Below are 16,080 nucleotides of genomic sequence, written 5' to 3'. Positions count from 1 at the left end.
TATTTAATTTTTACATAATCCTTGCGACCTTTGCGTAAAACTTTGCGACCTTTGCGGTTAAACTCTCTAGACATGCTCAAGATTGCACATCGCGGTGCCAAAGGCTACGAACCCGAGAATACTTTACAAGCCTTTCAGAAAGCATTAGACTTAAATGCTGACGGAATCGAGCTCGATGTTCACTTAAGCGCTGACGGGCATATAATTGTCATTCATGACGAAACCATCAACAAAATGACCAACGGAAAAGGTTTTGTAAATACCTTATCTTTGCCGGAATTAAAATCGTTTTTAATTGCAGAAAAGCATGAAATTCCAACTTTAAATGAAGTTTTTGATTTGGTAAACAAAAAATGTTTCATCAATATAGAATTGAAAGATGCAAATACTTTAACAAAGGTTGTCTCTCTTATTGATGAATATGTTTCAGAAAAAAACTGGAGTTACGATCATTTTATCGTTTCTAGTTTTGATTGGAATGCTTTACAGGAAGTTCATAATTTCGATTCTAAAATTCCGATTGGCGTTTTGACAGAAACCAATCTTGATTTAGCTTTGGCTTTCGCCGAAACAATAAAAGCAAAAGCCATTCATCCTTATTATCATTTACTGAATGAGGAAAACACTAAGGAAATTCAAGCAAAAGGATTTCTGGTTTTACCCTGGACAGTAAATATTGAAGAAGACATTCAAAAAATAAAAAGTTTAAAAGTAAACGGAATCATTACTGATTTTCCAGATAAAATATGACTCAAAATTTCGACATCCTAATTGTTGGCGGAGGCGCTGCAGGTTTTTTTACCGCGATAAATATTGCAGAGAAAAACCCGAAACTGAAAATTGCCATTTTAGAAAGAGGAAAAGAAGTACTTTCTAAAGTCCGCGTTTCCGGTGGCGGAAGATGCAACGTAACGCACGCTTGTTTTGAACCAAATGAATTGGTCAAATTTTATCCGCGTGGAGAAAAAGAACTTCGCGGTCCATTTCATCAATTTTGTTCGGGAGATACGATTGAATGGTTCGAAAAACATGGCGTTGAATTAAAAATCGAAGACGACGGAAGAATGTTTCCGGTTTCTAATTCTTCTCAAACCATAATCGATTGTTTCTTGAAAGCAACCGAAAAATTAGGTGTAAAAGTATTGACGGGTCAAAGCGTACAATCGATTTACAAAGCAGAAGATCATTGGAAAATCGACACACAAAGCGATAAATTTATAGCTGAAAAATTAGTTCTGGCAACCGGAAGCAATCCTAAAATTTGGGAAATGCTTCAGGAGAAAGGGCATGCGATTATCAGTCCTGTTCCTTCCCTATTCACTTTCAACATCAAAGATTCTCGCATTAAAGAATTACCTGGTGTTGCGGCACAAGTTACCGTAAACGTAAAAGATACCAAACTGGAATCCACCGGACCTTTATTAATCACCCATTGGGGAATGAGCGGTCCTGCTATTTTGAAGCTTTCAGCCTGGGGCGCCCGCACTTTATTCGACAAAAATTATCAGTTTACGATTTTTGTGAATTGGCTTAATGATGTGGATACGGATGATGCAGAAAAAATTCTAAAAGACTTAAAACAAGAACACGCCAAAAAAGCCGTTTCAAAAAAATCTCCTTTCGACTTTCCGAATCGTTTATGGGAAAGTTTGGTTTTAGCTTCTGAAATTGAATCGGAAACCAAATGGGCTGATTTATCTAAAATTCAATTACAAAATTTAGCTTCCCAACTCACAAAAGCAAAATTTCAGGTCAACGGAAAAAGTACTTTTAAAGAGGAATTCGTTACAGCCGGGGGAATCGATTTAAAGGAAATCAACTTTAAAACCATGGAAAGCAAATTACATCAAAACCTTTATTTTGCAGGCGAAATTGTAAATATTGATGCCATTACCGGAGGGTTTAATTTTCAGAATGCCTGGACAAGCGGGTTTATTTTAGCCAATACTATTTAAGAGATGAAATACAAAGGAATTATTTTTGATTTAGACGGAACCTTAGTCAACTCATTAGAAGACATTTCAGATGCAATGAATACTGTTCTTACCAATCTAAATTATCCAACACATACTTATGATGCTTACCAATATTTTATTGGAAGTGGATTAAGAAATTTGGTCAGCAAAGCTTTGCCAGCATCAAACAATTCAGAGAATGAAATCGAAGTTTGTTTCGAAAATATGATTGCGGAATATCGTGAAATTTGTACGCTGAAAACAAAACCTTACGCAGGAATTGTTGAATTGCTAGATAATTTAGTTTCAAGAGATATCAAATTAGCCGTTTTCTCCAACAAAGCAGATGAACTAACGAAAAAGATAGCATCGGAAATATTCCCGAATTATTTTAACACTGCCGTTGGTTTAAGCAGTGAAACACTTAAAAAACCAAATCCGTTTGAAGCCCTTGAAATAAGCAAAAACTGGAACTTAAAAACAGAAGAAATTATTTTTATAGGCGACTCCGATATCGATATGTTGACAGCAACTAACGCCAATATGTTTCCACTTGGGGTTTCATGGGGTTATAGAACTGAAGATGAATTGCTTGCAAGCGGTGCCAAATTGGTAATAAATACACCTTCAGATTTAATTGAGATTTTATAGAAATTCATTATGAATCTTTCCCTAAAAAAACAAATAATAGCGATTGCCTCTTTTTCTGAAAATGAAATCGAAAAAATCAATTCTTGTTTTGAATATGAAAAATTTGATGCTAAAATGAATCTTTCGACCATTGGAAAAATCAGCAACAAGATTTTTTTTATAATTGAAGGTTTGGCACGTGTTTATTATTTAAAAGACGGAAAAGAAATCACCACTTATTTAAGCTGCGATGAAGGCTTTATCGCTTCGTATTCCAGTTTTATAAATCAATCGGCTTCTTTTGAAAACATACAATGTATAGAAGACTGCGAAGTTCTTTCCATCAGTTTTGAAAAAATGCAATATTTATATACTCAAATTCCGAATTGGGAACGCGTCGGGAGAATTCTTGCTGAACAAAATTATCTTTGTATGGCAGATCGGGTATTAAAACTTCAAATGATTCCTGCAAAAGAAAAATATCTTACTTTTTTAGCATCGGCTCCAGCCAAAATAATTCAGCGAACACCTTTAATTTATATTGCTTCATTTTTAGGAATAACCCCGGAATCTTTAAGTCGAATTCGACAAAATATTTCTTAACATTTATCAAGTAGATTTAAAATCTGAATGCAAATCTTTGTCAAAATAAAATTTGAAAAAAGATGAAGAATATTGCCAAAGACGTTTACCAAATCCCTTTATTTCCACGCAGCGGGATTAATTGTTATCTAGTTGAAGATATGTTAATTGATGCCGGAATAAGGAGTTCGGGAAATATAATTTTGAAAGCCTTAAAACACAAAGACGTCTCCAAACATGTACTCACTCACGCGCATGCCGATCATCAGGGAAGCAGCAAAATTATTTGCGAAACACTCAACATTCCTCTTTTCTGCAGTGAACTCGAAAAACAAGCTGCTGAAAACGGAAATGTCACTTTTGAATATCCAAATCCGAATCATTTTATATCTAAATTTCAAAAAAAATTCTGGGCAGGAAAAGGGCACCAAGTTTCTGATATTTTAAAAGAAGGCGATCAAATTGGCGAATTTACCGTTATTGAAACGCCAGGGCATTCTAGTGGTCATTTGTCTTTTTTCAGGGAATCAGATGGAGTTCTGATTGTTGGAGACGTTCTCACAAATATAAATTTGCTTACCACCAAAGTTGGCCTCCACGAACCACCAAATTTATTTACTGCTGACAAAGAAACCAATAGAAAATCCATTTTAAAATTAGCATCTTTAAAACCAAAAATACTTTGCTTTGGACATGGACCTGTTTTAAAAAACAATGGAGAATTCGAAAAATTTGTTCAAAAACTCAAATTACATTATTAACAAGAATTTACATATTCGGTAAGTTTTCATTAAGACTATTCTAATAATTTTACTCTCAACTAATTAACCATATATGAGAGTAAAATTACTTACCACAATTTCCTTTTTCACGTATCAGCTTAGTATTTCTCAAACCGAAAAAGTACTTCACGGAAAAGTTATTTCTCAAAATCTAGTTCTTAAAGATGTTGAAGTCATTAATAAAACGGCCCAAACAAGTACAAGAACAAACACTTTAGGAGAATTCACAATTTCAGTAAAAGTGCAGGACAGTTTAATTTTCTATTCGAAAGATTATTTCTTTACTAAATTAAAAATCACCACCAAAGATATTGATAGCAACAATTTCCTCGTTAACATGATTCTGAAACCTGAAGAATTGAATGAAGTTGTGATAAATCAGGTCGAATTTGATAAAGTTAAGATTAGCGCTGATGATGTTGCAGATGTATTAATCAGTAAAAAAGCCAAAGATTTATTCTGGAATACAGGAGTTAGTGATAATTCAATTAGAGAAGCGCTTCGAATTTCATTTCCTTTAAAAGGTAAGCAGAAGAAAACAATTGAAGTTGCCGACGACCGTCTTAAGAAACTGATTATTGCTATTTGTCCTCCTGATTTCTTTCTAAAAAATTTAAAAATAAAACCCGAAGAAAAAGAACTATTCATTGAATTCTGCGACGCTGATCCAAAATCTAAGACACTTTTAGAACATCCTAATGTTTTGGCAACAATGGATTTTTTGTATGCTAAAAATGAAGAATTTAAGAAATTGGAAACGAAAAACATTAATTAGATGAAAGTAAAATTACTCACCACAATTTCTTTTTTCACTTACCAGCTTTCTATTTCCCAAACCGAAAAATTACTTCACGGAAAAGTTGTTTCTCAAAACAACGCAATTAAAGGTGCTGAAGTCATTAATAAAACAGCAAAGACAAGTACCACTACCAATGATTTGGGAGAATTTTTAATTTCAGCAAACGTAAAAGACAGTTTGTTTTTTATCTCTAAAGATTTTTTTACTTCAAGATTAAAAGTGACCTCTCAAAATATTGAAACCAGCGATCTGGTAATAAATATGATTCTTAAACCTGAAGAATTAGAGGAAGTCGTGGTTTCAAATATAAAATTTAAACCGATCCAGCTTACATCTCAAGAAATTGAAGAAATTAAACTTAATTCTGGCAGACCTACAGGATTTGGAACAATCACAAACGGAATTGATTTTATCCATATCGGAAAAAAAATATACGCTCTCTTAGCAAAAGAAAAAGAAATCAAACCTAAAACGCCCGAAGTTGATTTTAAAAAACTCATTGCAATATCTGTCTCTCCCGATTTTTTCACAAAAGAACTTAATTTAAAATCCGAAGAAAAAGAACTTTTCCTTGAATTCTGTGACGCCGATCCAAAATCTAAGACACTTTTAGAGCATCCAAATGTTCTGGCTACAATGGATTTTTTATACGCTAAAAATGATGCTTTTAAGAAACTAAAAACAAAAAGTAATAACTAAATGAAAGTAAAACTACTCACCACAATTTCTTTTTTCACTTATCAGCTTTCTATTTCCCAAACAGAAAAACTACTTCACGGAAAAGTTGTCTCGCAAAACAATGTCCTAAAAGGTGTCGAAGTCATTAATAAAACAGCCAAAACAAGTACCACTACAAATGCGTTAGGAGAATTTGCTATTTTGGTAAATGTCAAAGACAGTTTGATTTTCTTTTCTAAAGATTATTTCTTTTCAAGATTAAAAGTAACCTCCCAAAACATTGAAATTAATAATCTGGTCGTTAATATGGTCTTAAAACCAGAAGAACTGGATGAAGTTGTCATAACCAAAATTAAATTCCCAAAAATTGAGTATGATGCAGAAGCGATTGCCGAAATAAACATGGAAAAACAGGCCAAAGATTTAAGACGCTTTATTCCGGTTTACGATGGCTCAATACCAAACGGAATGAATTTTGGAGCAATTGGTGGTGGGCTTTTTGGGTTATTAAAAAAAGACAAAGAAGAGCCTAAAAAGAAAATCCCTGAAATGGATTTCAAAAAACTCATTGCGACTACAGTTCCTGAAACTTTTTTTATAAAAGACCTAAAATTAACTTCCGAAGAAAAAGAACTATTTCTTCAATTTTGTGATGCCGATCTAAAATCTAAAATGCTTTTAGAGCATCCAAATATTCTGGCAACAATGGATTTTTTGACTGCTAAAAATGATGAGTTTAAGAAGTTGAAAACGGAACCCAAAAACTAAACATCTCATCTACAAAAGAATTCTAACACGAGCCTCAGCCGAATTATCAAAGTAAACCTAAAAACCTGAAACCTGAAACTAAACTATTTATTCAACCACCAAATACTCGCATTCAAAACCGCTGCAAAAGCAACCCAAGCCATATAGGGAATTAGTAAATAACCCGCTGTTTTATTGATTTTGATAAATTTCAAATACGTTTCATAAATCATCAGCCATAAAAGTGCAATTTCGATTAAAGCCAAAAGCGGATTTTTTAATCCGAAGAACAAATAAGACCAAATCGCATTCAGGGTTAACTGAATAATAAAGAAAAGAAGTGCTTTTTTTACGGCGTCATTTTGTTCTTTGATTTTATCCCAAACTAATCCGGCAGCAACTGCCATTAAAATATAAAGTAATGTCCACATTGGCATGAAAATCCAATTTGGCGGATTAAAAATTGGCTTTATTAAAGTTGGATACCACGTTTCTACACTTGGCCTTGTTACTGTACTGGCAGAATACCCTACTGCTAAACAAACCAATAAGGCTATTGCAATTTTTATGTATTTATTCATTTTATTAAATTTTGAATCAAAAATAGTCAAAAGAAAAATTGTACGCTATATAAGTATTACAAGTTCATTTAGAAAAGCAGCTTTATATTTTCTTATATAACTTATATGGTGAAAAAATTTAAAAACTATCTTTGCCAAAATTTTATAATTCATGTTTACAGCAGCTGATTTTATTCCAAATAAATATACTTCAACAATCGAAAACGGAAATTTTGAGTGGAGCGCTCCCAGCAATATTGCACTAGTAAAATATTGGGGAAAAAAAGACAATCAAATTCCGGCAAATCCTTCAGTAAGTTTTACTTTAAATAATTGCAAAACAATTACCAAATTAGGATTTGAAAAAAGAGAGAACCAAAATTCTTTCTCTTTTGATTTATTATTTGAAGGAAAACCAAAAGAAGATTTCAAACCAAAAATTCAGAAGTTTTTAGAGCGAATTGAAATTTATCTTCCGTTTTTGAAGGAATATCACTTTACAATTGATACTCAAAATACTTTCCCTCATAGTTCAGGAATTGCTTCTTCGGCATCTGGAATGGCGGCTTTGGCAATGAATTTTATGAGTTTAGAAAAAAAGCTGAACCCTGAAATGACAGAAGACTATTTCTATCAAAAAGCTTCTTTTTTGGCTCGTTTAGGCTCTGGAAGTGCTTGTAGAAGTGTAAAAGGAAATGTTGTAGTTTGGGGGAATCAGGCAAATATAGAAGGAAGTTCAGACTTCTTTGGGGTTGAATTTCCATACGCTATTCATGAAAATTTCAAGAATTACCAGGATACTATTTTATTAGTGGATAAAGGCGAAAAACAGGTTTCGAGCACGGTTGGACATGATTTAATGCACAATCATCCCTATGCTGAAAGACGTTTTGCGCAGGCACATGAAAATTTAGATCAGTTGATTACCATTTTTGAAAATGGAAATTTAGAGGATTTTATTAAAGTTGTTGAGAGCGAAGCGTTGACTTTACACGCGATGATGATGACTTCGATGCCGTATTTTATTTTGATGAAACCAAATACTTTGCAAATCATCAATGCGATTTGGAAATTCAGAAACGAAACCCAGATTCCGGTTTGTTTTACGCTTGATGCCGGTGCAAATGTTCATGTACTTTATCCCGAAAACGTTAGCGCTAAAGTATTACAATTTATTAAGGACGAATTAGTTGTATTTTGCCAGAATGGTCAGTACATTTGCGATCAAATTGGAGAAGGATCAATTGCATTGTAATTTTCCGTATCTTTAATTAAAATTTAGATTTTTAGACTTAAAATACATTATGAAAGGACCATTATTTTACTCAAAAATATTACTCTTTGGAGAATACGGAATCATTCGTGACTCTAAGGGACTTTCTATTCCTTATAATTTTTACAATGGTGCTTTAAAGAAATCTGAAGAACCTTCAGCAGAAGCTTTGGCATCTAACGCAAGTTTAAAACGATTCGCATCTTACCTTGAAACTTTACAGACAGAACAACCAGAATTGGTTGCTTTTGATTTGACTGCTTTAAAAAATGATGTTGAAACCGGAATGTATTTCGATTCTAGTATTCCGCAAGGTTACGGCGTTGGAAGCAGCGGTGCTCTTGTTGCTGCGATTTACGATAAATATGCGACTCACAAAATAACAGTTTTAGAGAATTTAACTCGTGAAAAACTATTACAACTAAAAAATATATTTTCTCAAATGGAGAGCTTTTTTCACGGAAAAAGTTCTGGTTTAGATCCTTTAAACAGTTATTTGAGCATTCCGATTTTAATCAATTCTAAAGACAATATTGAAGCAACTGGAATTCCGACTCAAAGTTTTGACGGAAAAGGTGCTGTGTTTTTATTAGATTCAGGAATTGTAGGCGAAACGGCTCCAATGGTAAACATTTTCATGGAAAACCTAAAAGACAAAGGTTTCCGTGCGATGCTTAAAAACCAATTCGTAAAACATACTGATGCTTGTGTAGAGAATTTTTTACACGGCGACATGAAATCTTTGTTTACCAATACTAAGAAACTTTCAAAAGTTGTTTTAAATAACTTCAAACCAATGATTCCGGAGCAATTTCACGGAATCTGGCAACACGGAATTGACACAAACGATTATTATTTAAAACTTTGTGGTTCTGGCGGTGGCGGTTATATTCTTGGTTTTACCGAAGACTTAGAACGTGCTAAAGCTTCTTTAAAAGACTATAAACTGGAAGTAGTTTATCAGTTCTAAAAATCAAAGTTTCATTGCGAAATAGGTTTCTTTAAATATTGTAAAAAGATATTTAAATAACATTTTATCGTGATTACTTCTTATAGATTTAATTGTTTTAGGACCAATAATTTTATTGCTTGGTAATTTAGAAACGAATTAGTAATCGTCTCCAAATTGTTAAAATTAACTTTAACTAAAATAGAACTTCAGCAAAAAGTCTTAAATTACGTCCTAATCCCAAACTTAAATTTTAAAATGTTAAGCAGACAGCACAAACTTTTAGTCATGAAAATTATTAGTTTGTTCTCTGTGGTAAGAGGTTACAACATTCCGATTATTGTTTTAGCGCAATATTTATCTGCTATCTTTATATTGGCGCCGGAGAAAAGGGCACTCGACATTTTACTTGATTTCAATTTATTTCTGATTGTTTTTGCTTCTGCAATTACCATTGCTTCGGGTTATATTATCAATAATTTTTATGACAGTCAGAAAGATCTAATCAACAGACCAAACAAATCAATGCTGGATCGTTTGGTAAGTCAGAAAACAAAACTTTCTGTTTATTTTACTTTGAATTTCGTTGCTGTTTTAATGGCATTCGTTGTTTCCTGGCGCGCCTTTTTATTCTTTTCGGCTTATATTTTCCTGATTTGGTTTTACTCGCACAAAGTAAAAAAATATCCGCTTGTTGGTAATTTGATGGCGGCGTTTTTGGCTGTTATTCCCTTTTTTGCGATTCTGCTGTATTTCTACAACAAGATTTCGTTTGAGGAAATTGAAGATCATATGAGTCATTTTATGGTGATTTCGGCACATGCGGTTTTCTTATTTTTATTATTGCTTATTCGCGAAATGATAAAGGACCTGGAAAACTTAAAGGGTGATTTAGCCAACGATTACAGAACGATTCCTATACTTTATAATGAAACGGTCTCTAAACAAATTATTACTGCATTGACCATTTTGACTGTACTTCCTGTCTATGTTTTAATCAACATTTATGATGTTGGTTATATGGACATTTACTTTTATGTATGCTTTGGTGTTTTGCTATTTTTCCTTCTTTATTTATGGAGATCAAATTCGAAAGGACAATATTTATTACTTCATAATGTTTTGAAATTCCTGATTGTGTCGGGCGTTTTTTGCATTGTTTTGATTAATCCTAGTGTTTTATGGCACGGAAAAGCTTTAATTTCTAAGTTCTAATAGGTTATTCCACAGAGATTCACGGAGAATTTCACAGAGGTACATCAAGAATTTTAAAAAAAGCTTTGCGTAGCTCTGCGTTAACTTTGTGTATCTCTGTAAAATAATTGTAATTCAAAATGTTTAAAAGGAGCCAATTGTTTGAAACTAGCCCTGATAGAGGCGATATCCTCGTAATGAAATGGAGAGATAAAGCCGAAAGCAGGAAACCATGCCTGAAAAAAGCCAATTGTGATGCTCCTGAAACCCCAAAAAACGATAGCTATTAATCTAAGAACAATGAACTTAAGATTATTTAGCAAGAATAAACTATCTTTGCACAAATTACAGAATTTATGAACAATAAGGAAGGCAATAATAAAAGAGGCGGTTCGAGACCAAACAGCTCGAAATCAAACTCTAGCAAGCCAAAACCTCCTATGGCGAAGCGTGCGCAAGGGCCAAAAAAAGTGAAGCCGGCTGTGAAAGCTGCTGAAGAAGAAAAAGCAGAAAAAATTAAAAAACAGAATCAGGCTCCTAAAAGACAGAAAGCAGCAGACGAGATACGTTTGAACAAGTACATCTCTAATTCAGGTGTTTGCTCACGTCGTGATGCCGATATATACATTCAGTCTGGAAACGTTAAAGTAAATGGCGTTCCGGTTACTGAAATGGGTTATTTAGTAAAATTAAACGATGTTGTCAATTTTGACGGTGTTACTTTGACTCCTGAAAAGAAAGAATACATCTTATTGAACAAACCTAAAAACTTTACAACTGCACTTGACGAAGGTCAGGAATATCGTAACGTTCTGGAACTTGTTCGCGGTTCTACAACAGCAAAGATTGCTCCGATTGGAAGAATGGACAAAAACACGACTGGTTTGTTGTTATTCACCAACGATACAGATATGATTCGTAAATTTACTTTACCGAGTCAGAAATCGTCTAAAATTTATCAGGTTTCTCTAGACAAAAACTTAAAATTTGAGGATTTAGAAAAAATCAGCAAAGGTTTGGTTCTTGACGGACACCGTGTATTTGTTGAAGAGGTTAGTTATATTGATAATGAACCAAAGAGCGAAGTTGGGCTTAAATTACGTTCATCGAATGTAAAAGTGGTTCGCGCTATTTTCGAAAACTTCGAATATGATGTTTTACGTATAGATCGTGTATCATTTGCAGGTTTAACCAAAAAGAATTTACCAAGAGGTAACTGGCGCTTTTTGACTGAGCAAGAAATTATCAATTTGAAAAACGTTTAATAAACGATTCAAATTCAATAATATAAATCCTGTTTTACTTTTGTAAGATGGGATTTTTTTATTTAGAAGCTGAAAAAGTTGTGTCCAAAAAGGGTAAAAATAGATCTTCCCATAGATTGGTTTTTGTCTTCCACTACTTCATGACATGAAAATCCTAAGATAATTTTGATTCCGGGTTGAATACTGTTTAAAATTTCTCTTTTTTGTTCTTCAAGAAGTAATTTTAAACTGTCTAGTAATTGCATGTTGTTCTTAAGGTAAGAAACTACTAGTAAAGCTGAGAAGTTAAGTATTTCTCTTGCGGTTTCGCTTTTGATTCCGACTTCGTTTGAGATCATTTCAGAGATTCTTCCTTTTTTTTCTGTGAAGATTCCTTTCAATAAAGCATTTCCTTCTATACGGTAACAGTCATCGACTGATAAAATTCTTCCTGATGTAAAATCGACTTCCTGGTAAAAAGTGGAGTCATCTGCGATCATTGAAGTTAATTCTTTATAAAAACCAGATTCGCCGGCCCTATTATACAATCCCATTAAAACGGTTCCGATCGAGACATCGATTCCTTTGATTAAGAGTGCATCATTTTCAAAATAAAACTTGTTCAACTTGGAAACAACATTAGAAGAAATAAAACGTCTAAGTTCAATTTGTAGGTTAGGAGTCATACTTAATTTATTTAAAAAATTATTTATACTTATTCAAAATAACCGACAAAAGGGGCGTTTTTATCGTTTATCAGGATAAAAATATAAAATATTTTAACATTTCCAAAGATTAAGTTAAAAATATAATGGTGGATTTAACATTTATTTTTGTCAAAAACTTCGCATCCCCACTAAACATAACCCTTTTGTAATCAAAATAAAAAGGAAATATTTTTAAAAAAAATCAAATTTTTCTGTAATAGTTCTCAAAAAATAAGAAAAAACTTAGCTCAATGTTACATAATTAAAACAATATGTTTCGATATTCCCATGTTACGCGTAAAAAAATACCTAGAAAAATAATACAAAACATAAAATTGATAAAACTCGAAGCCAGAAAACCAAGCAAAGATCCGGTTGCGGCTTTTAAGGCTCTTTTATGGTTTTTAGAATCATAAATAAGTTCGCCAATAAACGCACCAACAAACGGTCCGATGATAACACCAAACGGAATTGGAGCCAAAATTCCAACCACCAAACCAATATTGGTTCCCCAAATTCCGTACGAACTGCCGCCAAATTTTTTGGTGCCTTTTGCCGGAATTACATAATCGAGAATTGTGATTATAATGGTTATTAAAAGCGTAATTCCAAGAACCCAATAGTTGTTTTCGACCGCTTTTGTTAAATACAACAATAGCAATCCCACCCAACAACTTGACAAACCCGGTAAAACAGGCAAAAAACTACCAAAAATCCCAATAATAGCGCATATAAATCCAAGTGCGAACAGTAGTAAATCCATATATTTTTTTGTAAATTTGTCTTGCAACCGTCAGAAAAATTAGACAATGCATAGACTTTTAAAATTATCTTTTATTTGTTTTTTGATTTTTTCAATCAACGATAGTGCTTATGCACAAGTTAAAAAACTAGCTGTCGATGATCAAATACTTCAGGACAGTATTTATAAAAGTAATAAGAAAAAAGTATTAAATTTTTCCATGAAGGAATTTGACGAGCTTTTCTTCGAATATTTTAATCGAAAAAATGACCCGAATATTACTTTAACAAAAACCGAGTTTTACAATTATACGGTTCAGATTGCTACTTTTTCAGATCGTTTGGCTCATTTGTATCCTGATCAAAAGGAAATTGCTGCGACAAACAAAGAAAAATGGCTTTCAGAAAGCTACGAAGAATATTTGCAATACAAAGCTTCTCAAAAAAAATAATCGTATTTTTATAATCTAATTAGTTTACAATCAATATTAAAGCCTTGAAGCAGTTTCCTATTTTTTTAGTTTTCATTATTTTCAATTCTTGTCAATATTTTGACAAGCAGATTCCGTCTGAAAAAGAATTACTTCAAAAAGAGTTAAAAGCAATTAACTGGAAAGAAGTTGACGAATATCCGTCAGTTGCTGAATGCGAAAAAATAGCCGACAAAAAACTGCGCCAGCAATGTTTTTTTGAAGTTATGGGACAACTTATTGAGGCAAAACTAGACATTGATACTTTATCAATCCTTTATCCTGAATTGGATACCATCGAAGTAAAAGTAACCGTTTTCCCGAACGCAACGATGAAATTCGAACCGCAGTTTCCTAAAGATACTGTTGCTTACGATACCATTAAAATTGATAGTATTCTACACGCCCGTTTAGTCGATTTCCCAAAAGTAAATCCGGCAATCAAACGCGGCATTCCGGTAAAAACACAATTTATTCTGCCTGTTATTATTAAGGCAAAAGATCAGAAATAAATCATCAGAATTTTAAGGAGCTATTTCCTGCTGTCCTTCCAATCTTTTGCGCCGAACCCCGGCACAAAAGGATTTTCCCTCCCATCAGGGCTAGGGCACTCATTTTCAAAAGACGCTTTGTCTATTTTTATTCCAAGGAACGAGGTATCACAAAATTGAGATTACATATTTTGGAATTTGGAATTTGCAAAAATTGGAATTTATTTCCCAAACCTTCTTCCCTTCCATTCATAACTTCCAAACAAGCTATACAAAGCCACAGCCGAACTAAAAAAAGGATAAAGCAAACTACTCAAGAATAGACTTTTTATTCGGCTTCTTGTCAGGAATTGATTCGTGATGTAAAGCAAAACAAAGTCAATTCCAAACTTACAAAAGGCGAACAAGACAAATATTGGGTAAGACCAAATTCCGAACAGTAAAAAGATAAATCCAATTACAAAACTCAGATTTCCGAAGAAAACAATCAATCCTAAAAACTTTCCGAAAGTACTTTTGTACGAACTTGTTTTTGCCGCCCAACGCACTCTCTGATAGAATAAGGCTCTCCAGGTTTCTGTTGGTTTGGTTATTACAATCGCTTCTTCCGCTTTTAAATAATGGACTTCTTTCGGGAATTCTTCTACCGCTTTTTGCAATAAAAAAACATCATCGCCGCTGGCAATTTTATTATTTCCGTCAAATCCATTCAGTTTTTCAAACAAAGATTTGGTGTAGGCAAAATTGGCTCCATTGCACATAAAAGCTTTATTTAAACCAAAACTTCCTATTGTCGCGCCTTGTAAACTCGTTAAATCCAATTGCTGAAAATGATGCAAAAACGAATTCTCACATTCATATGAAACGGCTCCGGCCAACATCGAAACCTGATTTTCCTGTATATAATTATCAAACGTTAAAAGCCAGTTTTCAGGCACAATACAATCGGCATCTGTCGTAATTACCCAATTGGTTTTTACGTGCTGCATAGCTATTGTGATGGCGTCTTTTTTAGGTGAATTTGAAACGCGAAGGTTATTGACAATCCTTATTTGGAATTTGGAATTTAAAATTTGGAATTTTTCTGCAGAGCTATCATCAACTAAAATTACTTCGAATAAATCTGTTGGATAATTTAGATTTGAAAAGCTATTTAAAAGATTCGGAAGATTCTCGGCTTCATTCCGAAACGGAACTATAATCGTGAAATTTGTTTTTGGCTGTAAACCTTTCTCTTGATATTTTTTTATTCGGCTAAAGCCAAAAATCAACAGACTTATACTGACGAAATAAATGGCTAATATGGCAAATAAAGTCAAAATCATTCGGCAGCTTTAGTTTTAAAATTCAGCACATAATAACTTCCCCAAACCACTGGTAAAACCACGTTTAAAAACCACATTAAAGTAGTCACGAAAACCACAATCCATTCGTTTACATGTAAAACTCCGAAGAAATAAACCGCAACACTTCCTTTTACAGCAAAATCTAAAAACTGAAAAGTGGGTAACGACGAAGCCAAAAAGTAAACAACCGCAATCGTTGAAATCAAAGTCCAATAAGGCAAATCGACATCAAAAGCCAAAAACAAAAAGTAATATTGATGGGAGAAAACCAAATAACGCAAAACTCCTAAAAGAATATTTCTACGATGAATTGGTTTTGGAATTTCATTGATTTTCTGAATTAGCTTTTCAATTGAGTAGCCTTTGATTTTTATACTTTTTAAGAAGAAAGAGGCAAGAAGCAAGATGAAAGATACTGCGATAATTGTTAGAACCCATTTCCAGTATCCTAGAAAAAGTAAACCGATTGTTCCAAAAATCACTGTCAAGATCATTTGGATTCCGTTGCAGATTAAATTCAGAAATACGACATTTTTAGCCTCTGATTTTGGATAATACAACGCTTTTCCGGCGTACTCTCCTACTCCATTTGGCGTAAAAATTCCAGCAGTTAAAGCAGCTAAAACTTGTTTTGTGGCTTCTCCTAAAGAAATTTCGTGAATAACTTTTGCCAGGTTCTGCCATTTTAAAATCTCAAAATACCGATTCAAAACACTCAAAAGCAATATAAACCCAATTCCTAAAACCGATTGATTTTTACGAAATAAAATAAGGAACTTCTGCCAATCGAGTTTATCGTTGTTTGCGAGCTGATTGTAAATAAAATAAAATGCACCGCCTACAATCAAAAGTTTGATCAGAAGAACTAGGAATTGCTTAGCTTTGTGAGGAATTGAAATCATGCCGCAAAAGTAATCAATTTGAAAATGTGG

Annotated in this window: 20 protein-coding genes; 15 read left to right on the top strand and 5 right to left on the bottom strand. The window is 33.3% G+C overall.

The window, feature by feature from the left end; translation table 11 throughout:
• Positions 1-72 precede the first annotated feature (72 nt).
• The 8 genes from BUA98_RS04095 (at position 73) to BUA98_RS04060 (ending at position 6,194) form a co-directional block, all read left to right on the top strand.
• The gene (locus BUA98_RS04095) at positions 73-750 is read left to right on the top strand and encodes a glycerophosphodiester phosphodiesterase (RefSeq protein WP_072970333.1); all 678 of its coding nucleotides are present in this window, start codon (positions 73-75) and stop codon (positions 748-750) included.
• The gene (locus tag BUA98_RS04090; RefSeq protein WP_072970332.1) at positions 747-1,955 is read left to right on the top strand and encodes a BaiN/RdsA family NAD(P)/FAD-dependent oxidoreductase; all 1,209 of its coding nucleotides are present in this window, start codon (positions 747-749) and stop codon (positions 1,953-1,955) included. Before BUA98_RS04095 ends, BUA98_RS04090 begins: the two co-directional genes overlap by 4 nt.
• A gap of 3 nt (positions 1,956-1,958) precedes the next feature.
• A complete protein-coding gene (locus BUA98_RS04085) occupies positions 1,959-2,606 on the top strand; it encodes an HAD family hydrolase (RefSeq protein ID WP_072970331.1) in 648 nt (215 codons plus the stop codon).
• A gap of 9 nt (positions 2,607-2,615) precedes the next feature.
• The gene (locus tag BUA98_RS04080) at positions 2,616-3,188 is read left to right on the top strand and encodes a Crp/Fnr family transcriptional regulator (RefSeq protein WP_072970330.1); all 573 of its coding nucleotides are present in this window, start codon (positions 2,616-2,618) and stop codon (positions 3,186-3,188) included.
• A 62-nt stretch (positions 3,189-3,250) separates the two neighbouring features.
• Complete coding sequence (locus tag BUA98_RS04075) at positions 3,251-3,928, top strand: MBL fold metallo-hydrolase (RefSeq protein WP_072970329.1); 678 nt, start codon at positions 3,251-3,253, stop codon at positions 3,926-3,928.
• Positions 3,929-4,001: 73 nt separating this feature from the next.
• The gene (locus tag BUA98_RS04070) at positions 4,002-4,724 is read left to right on the top strand and encodes a hypothetical protein (RefSeq protein WP_072970328.1); all 723 of its coding nucleotides are present in this window, start codon (positions 4,002-4,004) and stop codon (positions 4,722-4,724) included.
• On the top strand, positions 4,725-5,447 hold the full coding sequence (locus tag BUA98_RS04065) for a peptidase associated/transthyretin-like domain-containing protein (RefSeq protein ID WP_072970327.1): 723 nt from the start codon (positions 4,725-4,727) through the stop codon (positions 5,445-5,447).
• Positions 5,448-6,194 (top strand): hypothetical protein, encoded by a 747-nt coding sequence (locus tag BUA98_RS04060; RefSeq protein ID WP_072970326.1) that lies wholly within the window; start codon positions 5,448-5,450, stop codon positions 6,192-6,194.
• A gap of 83 nt (positions 6,195-6,277) precedes the next feature.
• Here BUA98_RS04060 and BUA98_RS04055 read toward each other — a convergent pair whose 3' ends face one another.
• On the bottom strand, positions 6,278-6,754 hold the full coding sequence (locus BUA98_RS04055; RefSeq protein WP_072970325.1) for a TspO/MBR family protein: 477 nt from the start codon (positions 6,752-6,754) through the stop codon (positions 6,278-6,280).
• A 151-nt stretch (positions 6,755-6,905) separates the two neighbouring features.
• Here BUA98_RS04055 and BUA98_RS04050 point away from each other — a divergent pair, with 151 nt between their 5' ends.
• From BUA98_RS04050 to BUA98_RS04035, 5 genes are all read left to right on the top strand, one after another.
• Entirely contained in the window at positions 6,906-7,988 is a 1,083-nt protein-coding gene (locus BUA98_RS04050; protein ID WP_072970324.1) for a diphosphomevalonate decarboxylase, read from the top strand.
• A gap of 49 nt (positions 7,989-8,037) precedes the next feature.
• On the top strand, positions 8,038-8,976 hold the full coding sequence (locus BUA98_RS04045; RefSeq protein ID WP_072970323.1) for a mevalonate kinase family protein: 939 nt from the start codon (positions 8,038-8,040) through the stop codon (positions 8,974-8,976).
• Between the two features lie 237 nt (positions 8,977-9,213).
• Complete coding sequence (locus BUA98_RS04040; protein ID WP_072970322.1) at positions 9,214-10,170, top strand: geranylgeranylglycerol-phosphate geranylgeranyltransferase; 957 nt, start codon at positions 9,214-9,216, stop codon at positions 10,168-10,170.
• A gap of 137 nt (positions 10,171-10,307) precedes the next feature.
• On the top strand, positions 10,308-10,439 hold the full coding sequence (locus BUA98_RS22580; protein ID WP_262987433.1) for a hypothetical protein: 132 nt from the start codon (positions 10,308-10,310) through the stop codon (positions 10,437-10,439).
• 66 nt (positions 10,440-10,505) lie between these two features.
• The gene (locus tag BUA98_RS04035) at positions 10,506-11,414 is read left to right on the top strand and encodes a pseudouridine synthase (protein WP_072970321.1); all 909 of its coding nucleotides are present in this window, start codon (positions 10,506-10,508) and stop codon (positions 11,412-11,414) included.
• Positions 11,415-11,476: 62 nt separating this feature from the next.
• Here BUA98_RS04035 and BUA98_RS04030 read toward each other — a convergent pair whose 3' ends face one another.
• Both BUA98_RS04030 and BUA98_RS04025 read right to left on the bottom strand, forming a co-directional pair.
• Positions 11,477-12,079, bottom strand: coding sequence for a DUF937 domain-containing protein (locus tag BUA98_RS04030; protein WP_072970320.1), 603 nt, complete (start codon positions 12,077-12,079; stop codon positions 11,477-11,479).
• 283 nt (positions 12,080-12,362) lie between these two features.
• The gene (locus tag BUA98_RS04025; RefSeq protein WP_072970319.1) at positions 12,363-12,863 is read right to left on the bottom strand and encodes a DUF456 domain-containing protein; all 501 of its coding nucleotides are present in this window, start codon (positions 12,861-12,863) and stop codon (positions 12,363-12,365) included.
• A gap of 46 nt (positions 12,864-12,909) precedes the next feature.
• Here BUA98_RS04025 and BUA98_RS04020 point away from each other — a divergent pair, with 46 nt between their 5' ends.
• On the top strand, positions 12,910-13,293 hold the full coding sequence (locus BUA98_RS04020; RefSeq protein ID WP_072970318.1) for a hypothetical protein: 384 nt from the start codon (positions 12,910-12,912) through the stop codon (positions 13,291-13,293).
• Positions 13,294-13,337: 44 nt separating this feature from the next.
• Positions 13,338-13,823 (top strand): hypothetical protein, encoded by a 486-nt coding sequence (locus tag BUA98_RS04015; RefSeq protein ID WP_072970317.1) that lies wholly within the window; start codon positions 13,338-13,340, stop codon positions 13,821-13,823.
• Positions 13,824-14,023: 200 nt separating this feature from the next.
• Here BUA98_RS04015 and BUA98_RS04010 read toward each other — a convergent pair whose 3' ends face one another.
• Together BUA98_RS04010 and BUA98_RS04005 are read right to left on the bottom strand one after the other, a co-directional pair.
• Positions 14,024-15,127 (bottom strand): glycosyltransferase family 2 protein, encoded by a 1,104-nt coding sequence (locus BUA98_RS04010; protein WP_072970316.1) that lies wholly within the window; start codon positions 15,125-15,127, stop codon positions 14,024-14,026.
• Positions 15,124-16,050, bottom strand: a complete 927-nt coding sequence (locus BUA98_RS04005; protein WP_072970315.1) for a hypothetical protein — start codon at positions 16,048-16,050, stop codon at positions 15,124-15,126. The genes BUA98_RS04010 and BUA98_RS04005 overlap by 4 nt, the downstream gene beginning before the upstream one ends.
• Positions 16,051-16,080 lie beyond the last annotated feature (30 nt).

Source organism: Flavobacterium saccharophilum, assembly GCF_900142735.1.
In the GTDB taxonomy this organism is placed as follows: domain Bacteria; phylum Bacteroidota; class Bacteroidia; order Flavobacteriales; family Flavobacteriaceae; genus Flavobacterium; species Flavobacterium saccharophilum.
This window is presented reverse-complemented; position numbering and strand designations above follow the sequence as displayed.

What these genes read in the sequence shown, in the direction of transcription:
- BUA98_RS04090 (WP_072970332.1), top strand. Translation starts at nt 747, where the DNA reads ATGACTCAAAATTTCGACATCCTAATTGTTGGCGGAGGCGCTGCAGGT.
- BUA98_RS04085 (WP_072970331.1), top strand. Translation starts at nt 1,959, where the DNA reads ATGAAATACAAAGGAATTATTTTTGATTTAGACGGAACCTTAGTCAAC.
- BUA98_RS04075 (WP_072970329.1), top strand. Translation starts at nt 3,251, where the DNA reads ATGAAGAATATTGCCAAAGACGTTTACCAAATCCCTTTATTTCCACGC.
- BUA98_RS04080 (WP_072970330.1), top strand. Translation starts at nt 2,616, where the DNA reads ATGAATCTTTCCCTAAAAAAACAAATAATAGCGATTGCCTCTTTTTCT.
- BUA98_RS04055 (WP_072970325.1), bottom strand. Translation starts at nt 6,754, where the DNA reads ATGAATAAATACATAAAAATTGCAATAGCCTTATTGGTTTGTTTAGCA.
- BUA98_RS04065 (WP_072970327.1), top strand. Translation starts at nt 4,725, where the DNA reads ATGAAAGTAAAATTACTCACCACAATTTCTTTTTTCACTTACCAGCTT.
- BUA98_RS04095 (WP_072970333.1), top strand. Translation starts at nt 73, where the DNA reads ATGCTCAAGATTGCACATCGCGGTGCCAAAGGCTACGAACCCGAGAAT.
- BUA98_RS04070 (WP_072970328.1), top strand. Translation starts at nt 4,002, where the DNA reads ATGAGAGTAAAATTACTTACCACAATTTCCTTTTTCACGTATCAGCTT.
- BUA98_RS04005 (WP_072970315.1), bottom strand. Translation starts at nt 16,050, where the DNA reads ATGATTTCAATTCCTCACAAAGCTAAGCAATTCCTAGTTCTTCTGATC.
- BUA98_RS04030 (WP_072970320.1), bottom strand. Translation starts at nt 12,079, where the DNA reads ATGACTCCTAACCTACAAATTGAACTTAGACGTTTTATTTCTTCTAAT.
- BUA98_RS04040 (WP_072970322.1), top strand. Translation starts at nt 9,214, where the DNA reads ATGTTAAGCAGACAGCACAAACTTTTAGTCATGAAAATTATTAGTTTG.
- BUA98_RS04010 (WP_072970316.1), bottom strand. Translation starts at nt 15,127, where the DNA reads ATGATTTTGACTTTATTTGCCATATTAGCCATTTATTTCGTCAGTATA.
- BUA98_RS04060 (WP_072970326.1), top strand. Translation starts at nt 5,448, where the DNA reads ATGAAAGTAAAACTACTCACCACAATTTCTTTTTTCACTTATCAGCTT.
- BUA98_RS04050 (WP_072970324.1), top strand. Translation starts at nt 6,906, where the DNA reads ATGTTTACAGCAGCTGATTTTATTCCAAATAAATATACTTCAACAATC.
- BUA98_RS04045 (WP_072970323.1), top strand. Translation starts at nt 8,038, where the DNA reads ATGAAAGGACCATTATTTTACTCAAAAATATTACTCTTTGGAGAATAC.
- BUA98_RS04035 (WP_072970321.1), top strand. Translation starts at nt 10,506, where the DNA reads ATGAACAATAAGGAAGGCAATAATAAAAGAGGCGGTTCGAGACCAAAC.
- BUA98_RS04020 (WP_072970318.1), top strand. Translation starts at nt 12,910, where the DNA reads ATGCATAGACTTTTAAAATTATCTTTTATTTGTTTTTTGATTTTTTCA.
- BUA98_RS04025 (WP_072970319.1), bottom strand. Translation starts at nt 12,863, where the DNA reads ATGGATTTACTACTGTTCGCACTTGGATTTATATGCGCTATTATTGGG.